This window comes from Sphingopyxis sp. YF1, from assembly GCF_022701295.1.
GTDB lineage: Bacteria > Pseudomonadota > Alphaproteobacteria > Sphingomonadales > Sphingomonadaceae > Sphingopyxis.
Genome location: NZ_CP033204.1, coordinates 1,394,558 through 1,410,631, shown reverse-complemented (window position 1 = coordinate 1,410,631; position 16,074 = coordinate 1,394,558). Strand labels below are relative to the sequence as shown.

Here is a 16,074-nt window from a genome sequence, read left to right as displayed (position 1 = left end):
GGTCAGGATAGGCTCACTTCGGCGGCGAACATGTACCCGACGCCGCGTATCGTCCGGATCAGCGGGCGCGACTTGCGACCGTCGCCGATCTTGCGCCGGAGCCGGCTGATCAGCACGTCGATGCTGCGGTCGGTCGACGTCGCGATCCGGCTGCGCGACAGCTCAAGCAACCGCTCGCGCCCGATCATCCGCTGCGGGTAACGCAGCAATGTCAGCAGCAGTTCATGCTCGGCGGCGGTCAATTCGACCTCGGCGCCCGACGGCGCGACCAGCTCGCGGCGCCGCGCATGATAGCGCCAGCCCGCAAAGTCGAAGCATTCGGGCGCGGGCACGTCGAGCGGCACATGCGCGTCGCCGGCGCGGCGCAGCACCGCGCGCACCCGCGCCAACACCTCGGCGCGGCCGAAGGGCTTGGCGACATAGTCGTCGGCGCCGAGGTCGAGCCCCGCGACGCGGTCGCTTTCCTGCCCGCGCGCGCTGATCATGATGATCGGCACGCGGCTGCGCGCGCGGATCGTGCGGCAGATGTCGAGCCCGCACGCCCCCGGCAGCATGATATCGAGCAGCAGCAGGTCGACCTGCCGCGCCGCCATCGCGGCTTCCAGCTCGGCGCCGTCGGCCGCGCCGGTGACGTCGTAACCGCATTCGCGCAGGATGCGCGACAGCAGCGTGCGCACCCCGGCATCGTCCTCGACGACGACGATATGCGGCGGGACGGACGGCACGCGTCCGCCCGCCCCGGGGTCCGGCCCGTCGATCGCTGCCGAATGTAACAAAGTATTGCTCCCGCGCTGCGCCGCCGTCTTCGCAATTGACCCGGCGCGCCGTCCGCACCAGTTCGCCCCTCGAATGTCAATGATAATCATTCGCATTATCGGGGGTACCAGATGATCAAGCCGCTTCGCTCTTCCACCGCACGCAACGCCAGCATCGCCGCGATCACGATCGCGACCATGCTCGCCGTGCCCGCCGCCGCCGAAGAGGGCGACGCGCCGGGCAGCGACATCGTCGTCACCGCCACCGGCTATGAACAGAAGATCACCGACGCCCCCGCGAGCATCACCGTGGTCAGCGAGGCGGAGCTGCGCCAGCGCCCCTATATGACGCTGATCGACGCGGTCCGCGACATCGAGGGCGTCGACGTCGGCGAGACGTCGGACAAGACCGGCCAGCGCACGATCAGCATCCGCGGCATGGGGTCCGACTATACGCTGGTCCTGATCGACGGCCGCCGCCAGAACAACCATGGCGACATCTATCCGAACAGCTTCGGCGGCAATCAGTTCAACCACATTCCGCCGCTCGACGCGATCGAGCGGATCGAGGTCATTCGCGGCCCCGCCTCGACCCTCTACGGCGCCGACGCGCTCGGCGGGGTGATCAACATCATTACCAAGAAGGTGCTCGATCGCTGGAGCGGCTCGGCGACCTTCGGGCGCAGCATCCAGGAAGACAGTGACTTCGGCGACGACATGACCTTCGACGCCAATGTCAGCGGCCCGATAGTCCCCGGCATCATCGGGATGAAGCTGCGCGGTTCCTATTACAAGCGCTACCCGTCGGAACCCGATTTCGCGCCCGTCGCCGATCCGGCCGGCGTCTCGCACGTCCGCGGGCTCGGCTTCGGCGGCGGCGGCAAGACGGTGCGCAACACCAACCGCAGCTATGGCGGCTCGCTGACCTTCACCCCGTCGCCCGACCACAGCTTCCTCTTCGACATCGACTATTCGAAACAGGTCTATGACAACACCCCGATCGTCGATCCCGATACCGGCGCAATCACCTATCCGCTCGGCACGCTCGACGGTATTGACAGCATCTGGCGCGCCTCGGGCGGCATCGTCCAGCCGCGCGTCGGCTATACCGAGGATCAGGTCTTCGACCGCCTGAACTGGGCGGTCAGCCATCATGGCGACTGGGGCTTCGCGCGCAGCTTCGTCTCGTTCGCGCATATCAAGACCAACAACAAGGGCCGCACCATGCCCTTCTCGGTCGCCGAACGCCTGCTCCTGCAACAGATGTACAGCGGCACCGGCCCTTATGCCGGCATCCCCACCGCCGAGCGCCGCGCGCTCGCCGAACGCACCTTCCTGCCGCGCCCGCTGCGCACGCTCGAAAGCGCGCAGTCGACACTCGACGTACGCATCGACATCCCGGTCGAAAACCTCGCGGGACGGCATAATTTCGTGATCGGCGGGCAGTATATCGACGGCACGCTCGACGACGGCGTATTCGGGCTCGAAGCCGCGGTGGGCGGGATCGACGCGGTACAGGACCACCGCCTCTGGTCGCTGTTCGCCGAGGACAACTGGACCATCTTCGAAGGCTTCAGCCTCACCGGCGGCATCCGATACGACAACCACAATCTCTTCGGCGGCCATGTCAGCCCGCGCCTCTACGCCAATTATGCGATCACCCCGACGCTCACGGTCAAGGGCGGGGTGAGCACGGGGTACAAGACGCCGAAGACCACCGACCTCTACGACGGCATCCGCGGCTTCGGCGGCCAGGGCACCAGCCCGTTCATCGGCAATCCCGACCTCAAGCCCGAAACCAGCGTCAACAGCGAGATCGCGCTCTACTGGAATCCGACCGCCGCCAGCGGCTTCAACGTCACCCTGTTCCACAACAAGTTCAGGGACAAGATCGACACGACGCTCGTCGAACCCTGCGCGCTCACCAACTTCGTGCGCCCCTGCGCCAATCTCGGCGATTATTGGGAAGTCCTCGGGCTCGGCCGCACGATCAGCATCCCGTTCAACATCGACAGGGCGCGGATCAAGGGGGCCGAGGTCGCGGGCCGCTATGAATTCTTCACCGGCCTGTCGATCCGCGCCAATTACACCTACACCGACAGCAAGCAGCTCACCGGCGCCTCGGCGGGCCAGCCGCTGACCCAGTCGGCGCGGCATATGGCGAACGCAACGCTCGACTGGCAGCCGCTCGACGGCGTGTCGGCGCAGCTCTCGGCCGAACATCGTTCGCGCCGCTATCGCGGTGTCGCGACGAACGGCGACCATCTCTATTACAAGAGCTACACGGTGCTCAATTTCGGCGCGCAATATCGGATCAACGATCATTTGACGATCAGCGGCCGGGTGAACAACCTGCTCGACCAGGACTTCCGCGCCTATGACGTCGATTTCGGCGATCCGGTGAACGGCGCCTACACGCCGACCTACATCGATCACTACAACAACAAGGACAAGGCGCGCAGCTATTGGGTCAGCGTCAGCGCGCGTTTCTGACGCACAGCGGATCGCGTCACGATCGGCGCCGTCGAGCGGCCACTACCCGAGCCGGACGCCCGCCGCTCCTCCCTGTCGCGCAGCGATGGAAAGGAGCGGCAGCAAGCGACCGGAAGCGGACATCGCCTTCAAATAGGCCGTTCCAAAATTGTCCGGCCGTGCCGGCCTTCGTGCGGTACTTTGATTTGGCGGATAAAGGCCGTTGCGGCCCGGCTTGCCGATGCGCCACGGCGCGCCGGACCGGGCACGTCCAGCCCCGCGCGAGGTGCCAATCGGGGGCGCGCAGGGCTGAACTTTACTGAACTTTGGAAGGCCGCGCGGCGCGTGCGCCGACGCGTCCAACCCGGGACGACGAAAGAAGACCACAGCGGTTTGTCATCCCCTTCCCGTCAGTCGGCACCATGGGCGACGCCAGACCCGGCAACGCCGCCCCCTCTCTGCCCCGGCGCCGCCGCGTCCACAAAACCACCTTGACCCTGTAGTCGCTACAGACTGTATTCCACCCGGCATCGCAACCCTTCCGGGAGATCTTCGATGCTGTCCTTCGTTCCGCTTGTCCTGTTCCTGCTCGTCACCCTCGCCACGCTGATCCGCGGCCGGTCGGTCCGCGCGCGCACCGGCGTGAGCGCCTTCGCCTTCCTCGAAGCCCGCGGCCTCCAGCGCGTCGCGGGGTTCGTCTTCGGACTGGCGATCACCGCGCTCGTCGCGGCAAGCCTGCTCCTCGCACTCGGTCGCCTCGCAGCCCCGCCCGCGGCGCTGGCCGCGGGCAGCGCGCTCATGGGGCTCGGCGCGCTCGCCGTTCTCGTCGCCCAGCGCCAGATGGGCGACGCCTGGCGCATCGGGGTGCGCGCCGGCGACGCGCCGCTCTTCGTCACCCGCGGCCTCTTCGCCTTCAGCCGCAACCCGATCTTCGCCGGCATGATCGCGATGGCGATCGGCGCCGCGCTGGCGGTCGCGACAGCCTGGGGCTGGGCCGCCGCGATCGTCTTCGCGCTCGCCTGCCATGTGCAGGTGCGCCTCGAGGAAGCGCATCTCGCCGCGCGCTTCGGTACCGCCTATGCCGATTTCCGCCGTGCCGTTCCGCGCTGGCTGCTGCGCTGACGCGAGCCACCCGCCCGGCCACGGGCTTGGGCACCTCCCGCTTTCATGATAGGCTCCCGCGCTGTTTCGGGTTCGCCTTGAGGGGAAGGGGAATGATGATGCATCCGTTCAGGGCGGCCGCGATCGTCGGCATCGGTTTTTCGCTCGCCAGTTTCGCGCCGCCGCCGGGCTTTTCGGCCGCCGCGCTCGACGCGCTCGATCCGAGCCGCCTTGCCTCGCTGTCGTGCGGAATCCGCCGCGGAGGGTCGACGCTCGCGCGCGACCTGCTCGTCGCCGCGGCCTTCGCCGCTCCCGCCAGTTCGGCGGGGTCGATGCCGCTCTATCCCGACCTCGCCGCCTCGCCCTTCCCCGTTTCGACGCGCGACGCACAGGCGCGGTCCTATTTCAGCCAGGGCTTGCTGCTGACCTACGGCTTCAACCATGCAGGCGCGGTGCGTTCGTTCCGCGAAGCACAGCGCCGCGACCCCGGCTGCGCGATGTGCTGGTGGGGCGAAGCACTGGCGCTCGGCCCGAACATCAACGCGCCGATGGACGACCGCGACCGCGACGCCGCGCTCGCCGCGATGGACAAGGCGATGGCGCTGCGCAGCGGTGCCGCCCCGGTCGAACGCGCACTGATCGAAGCCGTCGCCAAACGCTATTCGCGCGATCCGGGCGCCGAGCGCGCCGCGCTCGATGCCGCCTATGCCGATGCGATGCTCGACGTCGCGCGGCGCTTCCCCGCCGACGACGATGTCGCCGTCCTCGCGGCCGAAGCCGCGATGGACACCAGCCCGTGGAATTATTGGGAGGGCGACGGGAAGACGCCGGTGGGGCGCAGCGGCGAAGCGGTGCGGCTGATCGAAGCGGTGCTCGGCCGCAATCCCGGGCATGTGCAGGCGAACCATCTCTATATTCATCTGATGGAATCGAACGATCCGCAGCGCGCCGAAGCCGCGGCCGACCGGCTGGCGAACCCGCGCGCGCCCAGCGCCGCGCATCTCGTCCACATGCCGGGGCACATCTTCCAGCGGCGCGGCCGCCACGCCGACTCGATCCGCGTCAACGTCGCCGCCGCACGCGCCGACGAGGCCTATATCCAGAGCACGGGCGACCGCGGCCTCGTGCGCTACGGCTATTATCCGCACAATATCCACTTCATCGTCACCTCGGCGCAGATGGCGGGCGACATGGGCACCGCGATCCGCGAGGCGAAGCGCCTGCGCACCATACTCGATCCCGAAACCTCGGCGCGGATCGCGTGGATCCAGGCCATCGACGCCGCACCCTTTTTCGCGATGGCGCAGTTCGCCGACCCCGAGGCGATACTGGCGATGCCCGCACCCGACGCGCGGCTCGCCTATCCGACCGCGATGCGCCATTATGCGCGTGGCATCGCCTATGCGCAGCGGCGCGATCGCAAGGGCTTCGACGCCGAAATGGCGGCGCTCGCGCGCCTGCGCAGTTCGGACGCGCTGAACGCGATGATCGAACAGGGGGTGCCTGCCCCCGACCTGCTGACGCTTGCCGAACAGGTTGCGCGCGGCCGTTTCGCCGCGGCGCTGGGGCGTCACGACGAAGCGATCGCCCATTATCGGACAGCGGCGGCGATCGAGGCCCGCCTTCCCTATCAGGAACCGACCTACTGGTACTTCCCGGTCAATCAGGCGCTCGGTGGCGTCCTCTATCGCGCGCGGCGCTACGACGACGCCAGCGCCGCCTTCCGCGCCGCGCTGGCGCAGGCGCCGAACAACGGCTGGGCGCTCTACGGTCTTTCCCGCAGCGAGGCCGCGCAAGGACGCAAGCTCGAGGCGGCAGCGGCGGACAAGGCGCTCGCCAAGGCCTGGCTCGGCGACCGGCGCTGGCTCCGCATGGACCGGCTGTAGCCGCTCGCCCGCGCTTCAATCGCCCGCGAAGTCGAACGCCGACACCCCGCGCTCGCCCTCGCGAAAGCGCAGCGGACGGCCGAGCGGCGGCACCGAACGCTGGACGCACCCCGTGCGCGTGCAGCGGCGGCATCCGAGCCCGATCGGGGTCGCGGGCGATCGCATCAGGTCGATGCCGCGCGCGGCGATCAGCGGTGCCGCAACCTTGGCGTCGACCCCGACGCACACCGCGAAGCGCGCGGGCGTCCCGCTGCCGCTTGCTCCCGGCGCGGCAACCGAGCGGCTCTGCGTAAACCAGCGGCTGCCATCTTCCAGTTCGACCAGGTCGGCGACCACCTCGCCCGGCCGCGCAAAGGCTTCGTGCACGCCCCACAAGGGACAGCGCGCATCGCCGTCGACCAGCGGCGACTGGCTCGCCCCGGCGTAACGCTTGCTCCCCTGCCCCGCGCGGTCGATGCGCAGCATGAAAAAGGGCAGCCCCCGCGCACCGACGCGCTGGAGCGTCGTCAGCCGGTGCGCCACCTGCTCATAGCCCGCGCCAAAGCGCCGCTGGAGGAGCAGCAAATCATAGCCCGTCGCATCACACGCGCGCAGGAAGCGGCCGTAGGGCATCATCAGCGCGGCGGCAAAATAATGGATCAGGTGGCGCTCGAACAGCCGCGCCGCGGCGGGCTCGGCGAATTCGGCGCCCGCGACCAGCGCGTCGATCTCGCCCTTCGCCTCGACCTGCGCCAGCGTCGCCGCCGCCTGGAAGGTCCGCGACGCCGGGCGCAGCAGTTCGTTCAGCATTAATTGCCGCGCGTGCCAGTCGAGCCAGCGCAGCCGGTCGGGCATCACGTCGGCGGGCAGGATGCGGATGCCGAGCTGGTGCCGCGTACGCAGCCGCTCCGAAATCGTGCCGTACAGGTCGCCGCCGGCGAGGCGCAGTTCGTCGGCCAGTTCCTCGGCGCGCGCGTCAAGGTCGGCGAAATGGTTGCGCCATTTCTCGATCGCGCGGCGGACGGCGGCAACTTCGGGCGCGTCGCCTTCCCCTTCCGCGCGCCCCTCGGGCGCCGTATCGAACAGCCGCGCAAAGGCGGCGGCGGTCGCGGGTGCGGTCTGCAACCACTCCTCGACTTCCTGCGCACCGATCCCGAGGTCGGCGAAGCGCGGGTCGGCGAGCCGCCGCCGCAGCCCCGCGAGACCGCCCGGCACCTCCTCGGCCCCGAGCTTCGCCGCATCGAAGCCGAAGCGCTCGGCCAGCCGCACGATCACCGTCGCCGACAGCGGCCGCTGCCCATGCTCGATCAGGTTGAGATAGCTCGGCGAGATATCGAGCGCCTCGGCCATCGCCGCCTGCGTCATCCCTGCCTCGCGCCGCACCTTGCGCACCGCCGGCCCCGCAAACACCCGCCGTTCCGCCATGAAATTGTAACTTTCTTTACTGATTTACACGCACATTACCACCAAACTCGGATATTTCACAAATATTATTGACAAAGCTTTTCACATTCCGCGGCACTTTCGCCAACTTCCACCCATCACCTCTCCACAAGGACTCGAACGATGGGCTATCAGGAAGACATGGCACAGGCAGGCCGCCTCATCCGCGATTACGACGGCACGTGGGACGGCATCAGCGGCGAGAGCGTCGCCCGCATGCGCGCCCAGAACAAGTTCCGCACCGGCATCGACGTCGCCCGCTACACCGCGCGCATCATGCGCGCCGACATGGCTGCCTATGACGCCGACCCCGCCAACTACACCCAGTCGCTCGGCTGCTGGCACGGCTTCATCGCGCAGCAGAAGATGATCTCGGTCAAGAAGCATTTCGGTACTGTCAAGGGCCGCTACATCTATCTCTCGGGCTGGATGATCGCCGCGCTGCGCAGCGAATTCGGTCCGCTGCCCGACCAGTCGATGCATGAAAAGACCAGCGTCCCGGCGCTGATCGAGGAAATCTACACCTTCCTGCGTCAGGCCGACGCCCGCGAACTTGGGCTTCTGTTCCGCGACCTCGACGCCGCGCGCGCCGAAGGCGACGAACTCAAGGCGAAGCAGGTCCAGGCCGCAATCGACAATCACGAGACGCATGTCGTGCCGATCATCGCCGACATCGACGCGGGCTTCGGCAACGCCGAGGCGACCTATCTGCTCGCCAAGAAGATGATCGAAGCCGGCGCCTGCGCGCTCCAGATCGAAAATCAGGTCTCGGACGAAAAGCAGTGCGGCCACCAGGATGGCAAGGTCACCGTGCCGCACGAGGACTTCATCGCGAAGATCCGCGCCTGCCGCTACGCCTTCATGGAACTCGGCGTCGAGGATGGCATCATCGTGACGCGCACCGACAGCCTCGGCGCGGGCCTCACCAAGCAGATCGCCTTCTCTAAGGAGCCCGGCGACCTTGGCGACCAGTATAACAGCTTCCTCGATTGCGAAGAGGTCGACGGCGCGGGCAACCCCGGCGACGTCCTGATCAACCGCGACGGCAAGCTGATGCGCCCGAAGCGCCTGCCCTCGAACCTCTATCAGTTCCGCTCGGGAACCGGCGAGGACCGTTGCGTGATGGACTGCATCGCGTCCTTGCAGAACGGCGCCGACCTGCTCTGGATCGAAACCGAAAAGCCGCACATCGAACAGATTGCCGGCATGGTCGACCGCATCCGCGAAGTCGTCCCCAATGCAAAACTCGCCTACAACAACTCGCCGAGCTTCAACTGGACGCTCAACTTCCGCCAGCAGGTGTTCGACGCCTGGCAGGCCGAGGGCAAGGACGTCGGTGCCTACGACCGCGCCAAGCTGATGAGCGCCGATTATGACGCGACGCCGCTGGGCGAAGAGGCCGACAACCGCATCCGCACCTTCCAGCGCGACGCGGCGAAGCGGGCGGGCATTTTCCACCACCTCATCACCCTGCCGACCTATCACACCGCCGCGCTGTCGACCGACAATCTGGCGAAGGAATATTTCGGCGACGAAGCGATGCTCGGCTACGTCAAGGGCGTCCAGCGCGCCGAAATCCGCCAGGGCATCGCCTGCGTGAAGCACCAGAATATGAGCGGAAGCGACATCGGCGACGACCACAAGGAATATTTCGCCGGCGAAGCGGCGCTGAAAGCGGCGGGCAAGGACAATACGATGAACCAGTTTGCGGCCTGATGGCCGCGGCGGGGAACGGTTCCCCGCCTGACCACCAGTTTGGCGCGCCGCCGCCTTGCAGCCGGCGCGCCTCCCGAGCTTTCCTGGGGAGGAAAGCCTGTCCGTCGGAAGCCTCCGGGCTTCCGGCGGGCATTTTTTGTCGTCCGACCACAGCGAAGCCCCGGGGGCACCGCGCCGGGCGCTGGCTTCCACCCCCTTTCCGTCCCCGCTGATCGAGCCGCGCGGGTGCGAAGCGGACCTTCTGATCCCCTCTGCGGCGAAACCACGGAGAGGATATCGGGCGCCTTCCGGTCACGGACCGACATCCTTCGCCCGCGTCCATCGGCGCTCGCCCTTGTCAAAGCCCGGGTGCCTCACTATCCCGCCCCTGCCGCTCCGGCCGATTGGCCCCGCGGACGCCGCCACCAAAGATCGCCTCCGCTGAACCCTCATCCAGCCTCTCCCGACGCCAATCTGCTCAACATCGGGGCGGGGCGCCGCACACTCGCCATCGGCCTCGCTATCGTCATCGCGGGTTTGATGCTGTTCCTGCTGCTCGCCTTCGGTGTCGGAGACCAGCCTGAAAAGACCGCGACACCGATCAGCGTGATCACCCTCGAAGCCGCCGAGATTCCGGAAGACGCGCCCGAACCCGGCCCTGCCGCGAGCGAAAAAGCCGAAACGCGGCCTTCACCGCCGGCCCCCGTCAGGAACGAACCGCTGCCCACGCCGCCGTTACCTTCGCAAGTCACCGAACCCAGTCCCGCGTCGCCCCCGCCCGTCGCGGCCGAACGGCTACCGACGCCCACCACTCCGACGATCGGTGTCCGCCCCCCGAACGGACAGGTCTATGGTCCCCCGAACCGGGGCGGCTCGCCCTCCGCCGGCGACACCGCGCGCGTCGGAACCGCCCCCAATGGCGAACCGCTCTACGCCGCGGCGTGGTACCGCGAGCCGAGCGACGACGAACTGCGCGGCTTTCTGTCGACCGCCAGCGGCCCGGGCTGGGGGCTGATCGCGTGCCGCACCGCGCCCGACTATCGCGTCGAGGATTGCGTCGGGCTCGACGAATATCCGAACGGATCGCAGATCACGCGCGCGGTGCTCGCCGCCGCATGGCAATTCCGTGTCCGCCCGCCGCGCCTCGGGGGAAAGCCGATGGTCGGCGCATGGGTCCGGATTCGGATCGATTACGGCATAAAACGGCGCTAGCGCCGCATCGCAGACAGGCGTTCCTGCCAGGCCCAAGCCACGGTGCCCCCGCGATGACGAGGCGAACTGCACCACCTGTTCGTACCCGCGGCCAACCATGCTACACTTGCCCTTGGGCGCAACAACAGGGAGGCGACCGATGCGGGGTTCCGGGCCATTGTGGGGGCTGCTCAATCAGGCCCGCCGTGCCAATCTTGCGGATGCGGGCGCACCCCCGCCGATCGCCGTGCATCAAGGGATCACCCGGCGCCGGATGCTCGCCGCGCTCGGCGCCGCGGCGGCACTGCCGCTGATCGGCTGGCCCACCCGGTCGCGGGCGGCATCGGGCCTGCGCGTCGCAATCATCGGGGGCGGCCTCGCAGGACTGACCGCGCTCGACGCGCTGACCGCGGCGGGGGTGGAGGCGCATCTCTACGAAGCGCGCGGCCGCCTCGGCGGGCGCGTGCTCACCGCGAACAATGCTCCCGAACCGGGGCTGAACATCGAGGATGGCGGCAACCTCATCAACACCGACCATGACGACATGCTCGCGCTGGCGAAACGCTTCGGCATCCCGCTGATCGACCGCCAACCCATGGTCGCACACACGCGCTATGTCGCCGACGGCCGTCTGCTCGCCGACACCGAACTGATCGAGGATCTGCGTCCGATTGCCGAGCATATCGGCCGGGACGCGGCGATCCTCGACGCCGATTACGCGGTTGCCGCGATCGGGCTCGACTCGATTTCGGTCGCCACCTATCTCGACGCCAATGCCGGGTTGATGAAGCCGCATATCCGCGCACTGATCGAAGCGACGATCCGCACCGAATTCGGCGCCGAACCCGATCAGGCCTCGGCGTTGGAACTGCTGTTCAATCTGCCCGTCGTCGACGGCGAACAGGCCGAACTGATCTCGCTCAGCGACGAGCGCTTCATCCTGACCGGCGGCTCGTCGAGCATCGTGCGGGCCTTGTCCGAACCGCTGATGCCGCGCATCTCCACCGGCCATGCGCTGCGGTCGATCGCCCCAGGCAAGGATGGACTCGACCTGCGCTTCGCCAACGGCAAGCGCGACCGAGTCGATCGCGTGATCGTCACCGTGCCCGCGCCGCTGATGCGCACGATCGACTATGGCGGGCTGCTGTCCAAAGAATGGGCGGCGCTGGTCGGCGAGATCAATTGCGGCCGCAATGAAAAGATCAACGCCGGCTATGCGGCGCGCGTCTGGGAGCCGGCGACCGGCACCGCGGGGTCCGCCTGGGCGGTCGACACTAAGGGGCCGGGCATCTTCTCCGAATTTTGGGATGCGAGTTCGGGCCAGCCGGGCGATGCCGGGGTGCTCACCTGGTTCTTCGGCGGCGATCAGGTCGATGCGCTGATGGCCGCCAGCCCCGAAACCACGCTGCGACGCGCCGAAGCGGCGATCGCACCCGCCGTCCCGGGCCTCGAGGCGCGCTCCATGCGCCGCACCGCGTGGGGCCAGGACCCGTTCGCGCGCGGCGCTTATTCGACCTTCAGGCCCGGCCAGCTCACGCGCTTCGCGCCGCATTTCTGGGTCGAGGAGGATGGCACCGCGACGCGGCAGGCGGTTGCCGGGCCGATCGTCTTTGCCGGCGAGCATCTGTCGGACGCCTTCCCCGGCTATATGAACGGGGGCGCCCAGACCGGGCGGCTGGCGGCGGCGGCGATATTGGCCGCGCTCGAGGTCGCGGCCTGACGCAACGCCGGGCCGCGCGCGCGAAACCGGGGCAAAACCGGCATGCCGCGATGCCGCCCGGCGCGCGCGCGTCGCATAATCATCAACTTTTTTGTCGATTCCGACCTTGAACCTTCATGCGCGCGTGGGTTATGGTGCATTGCACAATCAATCAGAAACTTCTCCCTCCCCCTCCCCGAGCCTGCCGATCATGAACGACACCCGCCTCAAACTGATGGAAGCCATCGCGCGCCGCCGCATGGTCACTGCGCAATATAACGGCAACATCATGCAGCTCGCGCCGCACCAGATGTTCGAACGCCGCGGCGACCTGTTCATCAGCGCGCTCAACCTCAGCAAGAACTGGCGTTCGCCCGACGACTGGCGGCTCGGCCATTTCAAGCTCGACGGCCTCGCGGTCACCGAATTGCAGGACGAGGAATTCGAACCCCTGCCCTCGTTCGAGGCCGCTGCGCCGCACGAGGACGACACGTTGCTCCTCGCCGTCTGACCGAAAAGGGGCGAGCCTTGCGGCCCGCCCCTTTCGCTATTTCTCGATCACCAGCGGCTCGTCCTTCGTCTTGACGAGCGACCAGATCACCCCGCCCGCGATCAGCGCGACGGTAACGCCCAGGCTGACCAGCGGCGGGAACTTGTCGCCGCCGAGGATGAAATCGGCGACGAAGATCTTCGACCCGATGAACACCAGCACCAGCGCGAGCGCATATTTGAGGTAATGGAAGCGGTGGACCATCGCCGACAGCGCGAAGTACAGCGCGCGCAGGCCGAGGATCGCCATGATGTTCGAGGTGTAGACGATGAAGGTGTCGGTGGTGATTGCAAAGATCGCCGGCACGCTGTCGACGGCGAATACCAGGTCGGCGAGGTTGATCACCACCAGCGCGAGGAACAGCGGCGTCGCGGTCAGCGCGAGCTTGCCCGTCTTGCTGTCGGGCAGCTTGACGAAGAATCTCTCGCCGTGCAGTTCGTGCGTCAGCGGGATGTGACGCAACAGCCACTGCACCACAGGGTTGCCCTTCACGTCCATCGGCGTGTCGCTCGCGAAGAGCATCTTCACCCCCGTAAACACGAGGAAGGCCGCGAAGACATAGAGCACCCAGCCATATTCGTTTACCAGCGCCGCGCCGCCCGCGATCATGATGCCGCGCAGCACGATCACCGCGACAATGCCCCACAGCAAGGCGCGATACTGGTAACGCGGCGGGATCGCAAAGGTCGTGAAGATCAGCGAGATGACGAAGATGTTGTCGATCGACAGCGCCTTCTCGATGAAGAAGCCGGTGTAATATTGCAGCCCCGCCTCGCCGCCCTTGGCAAGCCAGACCCAGACGCCGAACGCCAGCGCGATGCTGATGTAGAAGGCCGAGAGCTTCAGGCTCTCGCCGATGCCCATCTCCTTGTTTTCCCTGTTGAGGACGCCAAGATCGAAGGCGGTGAGCAGAACGACCAGCCCGATGAAGGCCAGCCAGAACCAGGCCGGAGTGCCCAGCCAGTCCGCGGTCAGAAATTCCATGAAATTCATCCCTGAACAGGCCGTGCGTGCCGCCCGCGAAGGGGCGGCACGCACGGCCGCTTGTCATGATTGCCGGTTCAGCGCGCGAGCGCGGGCTGCATCTGCGCGGCGAGCCGGCGCTTGACCGCCAGCTTGGCACTTTTCAGCCGCAGCAGGCGAAAGGCATCGGCGCCGCGGCGCGCTTCGCTGCGCACGGCATCGTCGAGCTGCCGGTACAGCAGCGAAAGTCGGTAGAAACGCGAAATGGAACGCATAGGGGCCTCCTGATCGAGCAAGCTCAAGAAACAGGTGACGCCGACGCAGGGGCCCGTGGTCAGGGGGGAGAGGAGGGCCGCAAGCATCGGTGTCACCCGATGCGGTCCGACATCACGAGGGCGGGAATATCCCGCCGACGCCAGAGGGGCCCGGCCCGCATGACCCATACCTAGGCACGCGGGGACTCGCTTTCAACCCCCGCCCGCGCCATGGTCGCGAAAATTTCGTCCGACCGCCCGGAGAAGCGCTGCCCATGTCCATCCAGATCGACCGCGACGGCGCGATCACCGTCATCGCCATCAACCGCCCGGCCAAGCGCAACGCGGTCGACCCCGCAACCGCCGGGGCGCTGCGCGACGCCTTCGCCGCCTTCGCCGCAGACGAAACCGCGCGCGTCGCGATCCTGACCGGTTGCGGCGGCCATTTCTGCGCGGGTTTCGACCTCACCGCGGTCGGCGCGACGCGCTACGATCCCGAAGCCCCCGGCCCGATGGGTCCGACGCGCATGCTGCTCGAAAAGCCCGTGATCGCCGCGGTCGAAGGCCATGCCGTCGCCGGCGGGCTCGAACTTGCCTTGTGGTGCGATCTCCGCGTCGCGGCCGAATCCGCAATCTTCGGCGTCTATTGCCGCCGCTGGGGCGTTCCGCTGATCGACGGCGGCACCGTTCGCCTGCCGCGCATCGTCGGCCAAGGCCGCGCGCTCGACATGATCCTCACCGGACGCCCGGTCGACGCTGCCGAAGCGCAGCGCATCGGCCTCGCCGACCGCGTCGTTCCCGACGGCACCGCCCTCCCCGCAGCGATCGCGCTCGCCAGACAGATCGCCGCTTTCCCGCAAATCTGCATGAACAGCGACCGGATGAGCGCCTACCGCCAGTGGGATTTCGACCTCGAAGCCGCGCTCACGCACGAAGCCCATGCCGGCGTTCGCCCCCTGCGCGAAGGCGCCGCCGCGGGCGCCCGGCGTTTCGCCGAAGGCGAAGGCCGCAGCGGCAGCTTTGCGGCGTTCGGGGAAAGCGAGATGCGCCTTCCGCCCAATTCATCGCCATAGCCCTGAGCCTGCGAAGGGCGCTTCCCGGACGGTCCCCTTCGGACAGGCTCAGCGCAATGGTTCAATTCAGGGGAGACAAGCCAGCATGAACCGCAAACTCGCCGTCGTCACCGCGCTCTCGATCGCGGCGCTGCCCGTACCCGCTCTCGCCCAAAGCGCCGGCATTCCCGCCGCAATCTACACCGACCCGCCCGCCGACAAGGCGTTTCCCGCCGCGATGGAGGTTCTCCATATTCCAACCGGAGGGCCGACCGGCGGGGTGGAGGTCAACGGCGTCGCCTATATCCCGGCCGGCTCCGGCCCGCACCCGGCAGTCATCATCTGCCACGGTCTGCCCGGCATCGAAAAGAATCTCGACCTCGCACAGGCGATCCGCCGTGCCGGCTGGACCGTCATCACCTTCAACTATCGCGGCTCGTGGGGCAGCCCCGGTGGCTATCGCTTCGCGCAGAATCTCGAGGACGCGGGCGCCGTCCTCGCCTTCGCGCGCGACCCCGCCAACGCCGCGAAGCTGCGTATCGACCCCAAGCGCCTCGTCATCATGGGGCACAGCATGGGCGGCTGGGTCACCGCGATCACCGCCGCGAAGGACAGGCGCCTGCTCGGCGCCGCGATGATCTCCGCCGCCAACCTCGGCGCCTTCGGCAAGGCCCCGCGCGACCAGCTCGCTGCAGGGATGAAGGCCAACGGCCAGGAAGCCCTTGCGGGCACCTCGCCCGAGGTCATGGCCGACGAGCTGATCGCGAACGCGAACGCCTTCGACTGGACCAGGGGCGCCTCCGCACTGAGCGGGACGAACCTCTTCCTCCTCTCGTCCGACGACGGCCTCGCCGCGGGCACCGACGCGCTCGCCGAAGCGATCCGCAAGGAGGGCGGCGGCGCGAAGCTCAGGACGCTGCACGTCGCGACCGACCACAGCTGGTCCGATGCGCGCGTGCGGTTGCAGGCGGAGCTGTTGGGGTGGCTCGAAACCCTGAAAACCAGCGAATGAACCACCCCCAACCCGCCGGGGC

At 67.7% G+C, this 16,074-nt stretch carries 13 protein-coding genes; 9 read left to right on the top strand and 4 right to left on the bottom strand.

Annotated elements, in window-relative coordinates:
• Positions 1-2: 2 nt before the first annotated feature.
• Positions 3-725 carry a response regulator transcription factor gene (locus EAO27_RS06840; RefSeq protein WP_242778657.1) on the bottom strand — a complete coding sequence of 241 codons (723 nt, stop codon included), beginning with the start codon at positions 723-725 and terminating at the stop codon, positions 3-5.
• Positions 726-887: 162 nt separating this feature from the next.
• Between EAO27_RS06840 and EAO27_RS06835 the strand changes: the two genes are divergently transcribed.
• From EAO27_RS06835 to EAO27_RS06825, 3 genes are all read left to right on the top strand, one after another.
• Entirely contained in the window at positions 888-3,248 is a 2,361-nt protein-coding gene (locus EAO27_RS06835; protein ID WP_242778654.1) for a TonB-dependent receptor, read from the top strand.
• A gap of 534 nt (positions 3,249-3,782) precedes the next feature.
• The gene (locus EAO27_RS06830; protein ID WP_242778651.1) at positions 3,783-4,349 is read left to right on the top strand and encodes an isoprenylcysteine carboxylmethyltransferase family protein; all 567 of its coding nucleotides are present in this window, start codon (positions 3,783-3,785) and stop codon (positions 4,347-4,349) included.
• A 98-nt stretch (positions 4,350-4,447) separates the two neighbouring features.
• On the top strand, positions 4,448-6,214 hold the full coding sequence (locus EAO27_RS06825; protein ID WP_242780474.1) for a hypothetical protein: 1,767 nt from the start codon (positions 4,448-4,450) through the stop codon (positions 6,212-6,214).
• A 15-nt stretch (positions 6,215-6,229) separates the two neighbouring features.
• Here the strand turns inward: EAO27_RS06825 and EAO27_RS06820 are convergent, their stop codons facing one another.
• Positions 6,230-7,618: a short-chain fatty acyl-CoA regulator family protein gene (locus tag EAO27_RS06820; protein ID WP_242778648.1), complete on the bottom strand. Its 1,389-nt coding sequence runs from the start codon at positions 7,616-7,618 to the stop codon at positions 6,230-6,232.
• 141 nt (positions 7,619-7,759) lie between these two features.
• Between EAO27_RS06820 and EAO27_RS06815 the strand changes: the two genes are divergently transcribed.
• From EAO27_RS06815 to EAO27_RS06800, 4 genes are all read left to right on the top strand, one after another.
• A complete protein-coding gene (locus EAO27_RS06815) occupies positions 7,760-9,352 on the top strand; it encodes an isocitrate lyase (RefSeq protein ID WP_242778645.1) in 1,593 nt (530 codons plus the stop codon).
• A 519-nt stretch (positions 9,353-9,871) separates the two neighbouring features.
• Positions 9,872-10,543 carry a hypothetical protein gene (locus EAO27_RS06810; RefSeq protein WP_242778642.1) on the top strand — a complete coding sequence of 224 codons (672 nt, stop codon included), beginning with the start codon at positions 9,872-9,874 and terminating at the stop codon, positions 10,541-10,543.
• 139 nt (positions 10,544-10,682) lie between these two features.
• Complete coding sequence (locus tag EAO27_RS06805; RefSeq protein WP_242778640.1) at positions 10,683-12,242, top strand: NAD(P)/FAD-dependent oxidoreductase; 1,560 nt, start codon at positions 10,683-10,685, stop codon at positions 12,240-12,242.
• 190 nt (positions 12,243-12,432) lie between these two features.
• Positions 12,433-12,732 (top strand): WYL domain-containing protein, encoded by a 300-nt coding sequence (locus tag EAO27_RS06800; RefSeq protein ID WP_242778637.1) that lies wholly within the window; start codon positions 12,433-12,435, stop codon positions 12,730-12,732.
• A gap of 36 nt (positions 12,733-12,768) precedes the next feature.
• On the opposite strand, the gene EAO27_RS06795 is transcribed toward EAO27_RS06800, so the two are convergent.
• Positions 12,769-13,755 (bottom strand): TerC family protein, encoded by a 987-nt coding sequence (locus EAO27_RS06795; protein ID WP_242778634.1) that lies wholly within the window; start codon positions 13,753-13,755, stop codon positions 12,769-12,771.
• A 77-nt stretch (positions 13,756-13,832) separates the two neighbouring features.
• Positions 13,833-14,009: a hypothetical protein gene (locus tag EAO27_RS06790; RefSeq protein ID WP_242778631.1), complete on the bottom strand. Its 177-nt coding sequence runs from the start codon at positions 14,007-14,009 to the stop codon at positions 13,833-13,835.
• A 254-nt stretch (positions 14,010-14,263) separates the two neighbouring features.
• Between EAO27_RS06790 and EAO27_RS06785 the strand changes: the two genes are divergently transcribed.
• Both EAO27_RS06785 and EAO27_RS06780 read left to right on the top strand, forming a co-directional pair.
• Complete coding sequence (locus EAO27_RS06785; RefSeq protein ID WP_242778628.1) at positions 14,264-15,061, top strand: crotonase/enoyl-CoA hydratase family protein; 798 nt, start codon at positions 14,264-14,266, stop codon at positions 15,059-15,061.
• An 85-nt stretch (positions 15,062-15,146) separates the two neighbouring features.
• The gene (locus EAO27_RS06780) at positions 15,147-16,052 is read left to right on the top strand and encodes an alpha/beta hydrolase (RefSeq protein WP_242778625.1); all 906 of its coding nucleotides are present in this window, start codon (positions 15,147-15,149) and stop codon (positions 16,050-16,052) included.
• Positions 16,053-16,074 lie beyond the last annotated feature (22 nt).

Bases quoted from the DNA above. Each gene is read 5' to 3' on its own strand.
- EAO27_RS06835 (WP_242778654.1), top strand. From the start codon at position 888: ATGATCAAGCCGCTTCGCTCTTCCACCGCACGCAACGCCAGCATCGCC.
- EAO27_RS06830 (WP_242778651.1), top strand. From the start codon at position 3,783: ATGCTGTCCTTCGTTCCGCTTGTCCTGTTCCTGCTCGTCACCCTCGCC.
- EAO27_RS06825 (WP_242780474.1), top strand. From the start codon at position 4,448: ATGCATCCGTTCAGGGCGGCCGCGATCGTCGGCATCGGTTTTTCGCTC.
- EAO27_RS06820 (WP_242778648.1), bottom strand. From the start codon at position 7,618: ATGGCGGAACGGCGGGTGTTTGCGGGGCCGGCGGTGCGCAAGGTGCGG.
- EAO27_RS06815 (WP_242778645.1), top strand. From the start codon at position 7,760: ATGGGCTATCAGGAAGACATGGCACAGGCAGGCCGCCTCATCCGCGAT.
- EAO27_RS06810 (WP_242778642.1), top strand. From the start codon at position 9,872: ATGCTGTTCCTGCTGCTCGCCTTCGGTGTCGGAGACCAGCCTGAAAAG.
- EAO27_RS06805 (WP_242778640.1), top strand. From the start codon at position 10,683: ATGCGGGGTTCCGGGCCATTGTGGGGGCTGCTCAATCAGGCCCGCCGT.
- EAO27_RS06800 (WP_242778637.1), top strand. From the start codon at position 12,433: ATGAACGACACCCGCCTCAAACTGATGGAAGCCATCGCGCGCCGCCGC.
- EAO27_RS06795 (WP_242778634.1), bottom strand. From the start codon at position 13,755: ATGGAATTTCTGACCGCGGACTGGCTGGGCACTCCGGCCTGGTTCTGG.
- EAO27_RS06790 (WP_242778631.1), bottom strand. From the start codon at position 14,009: ATGCGTTCCATTTCGCGTTTCTACCGACTTTCGCTGCTGTACCGGCAG.
- EAO27_RS06785 (WP_242778628.1), top strand. From the start codon at position 14,264: ATGTCCATCCAGATCGACCGCGACGGCGCGATCACCGTCATCGCCATC.
- EAO27_RS06780 (WP_242778625.1), top strand. From the start codon at position 15,147: ATGAACCGCAAACTCGCCGTCGTCACCGCGCTCTCGATCGCGGCGCTG.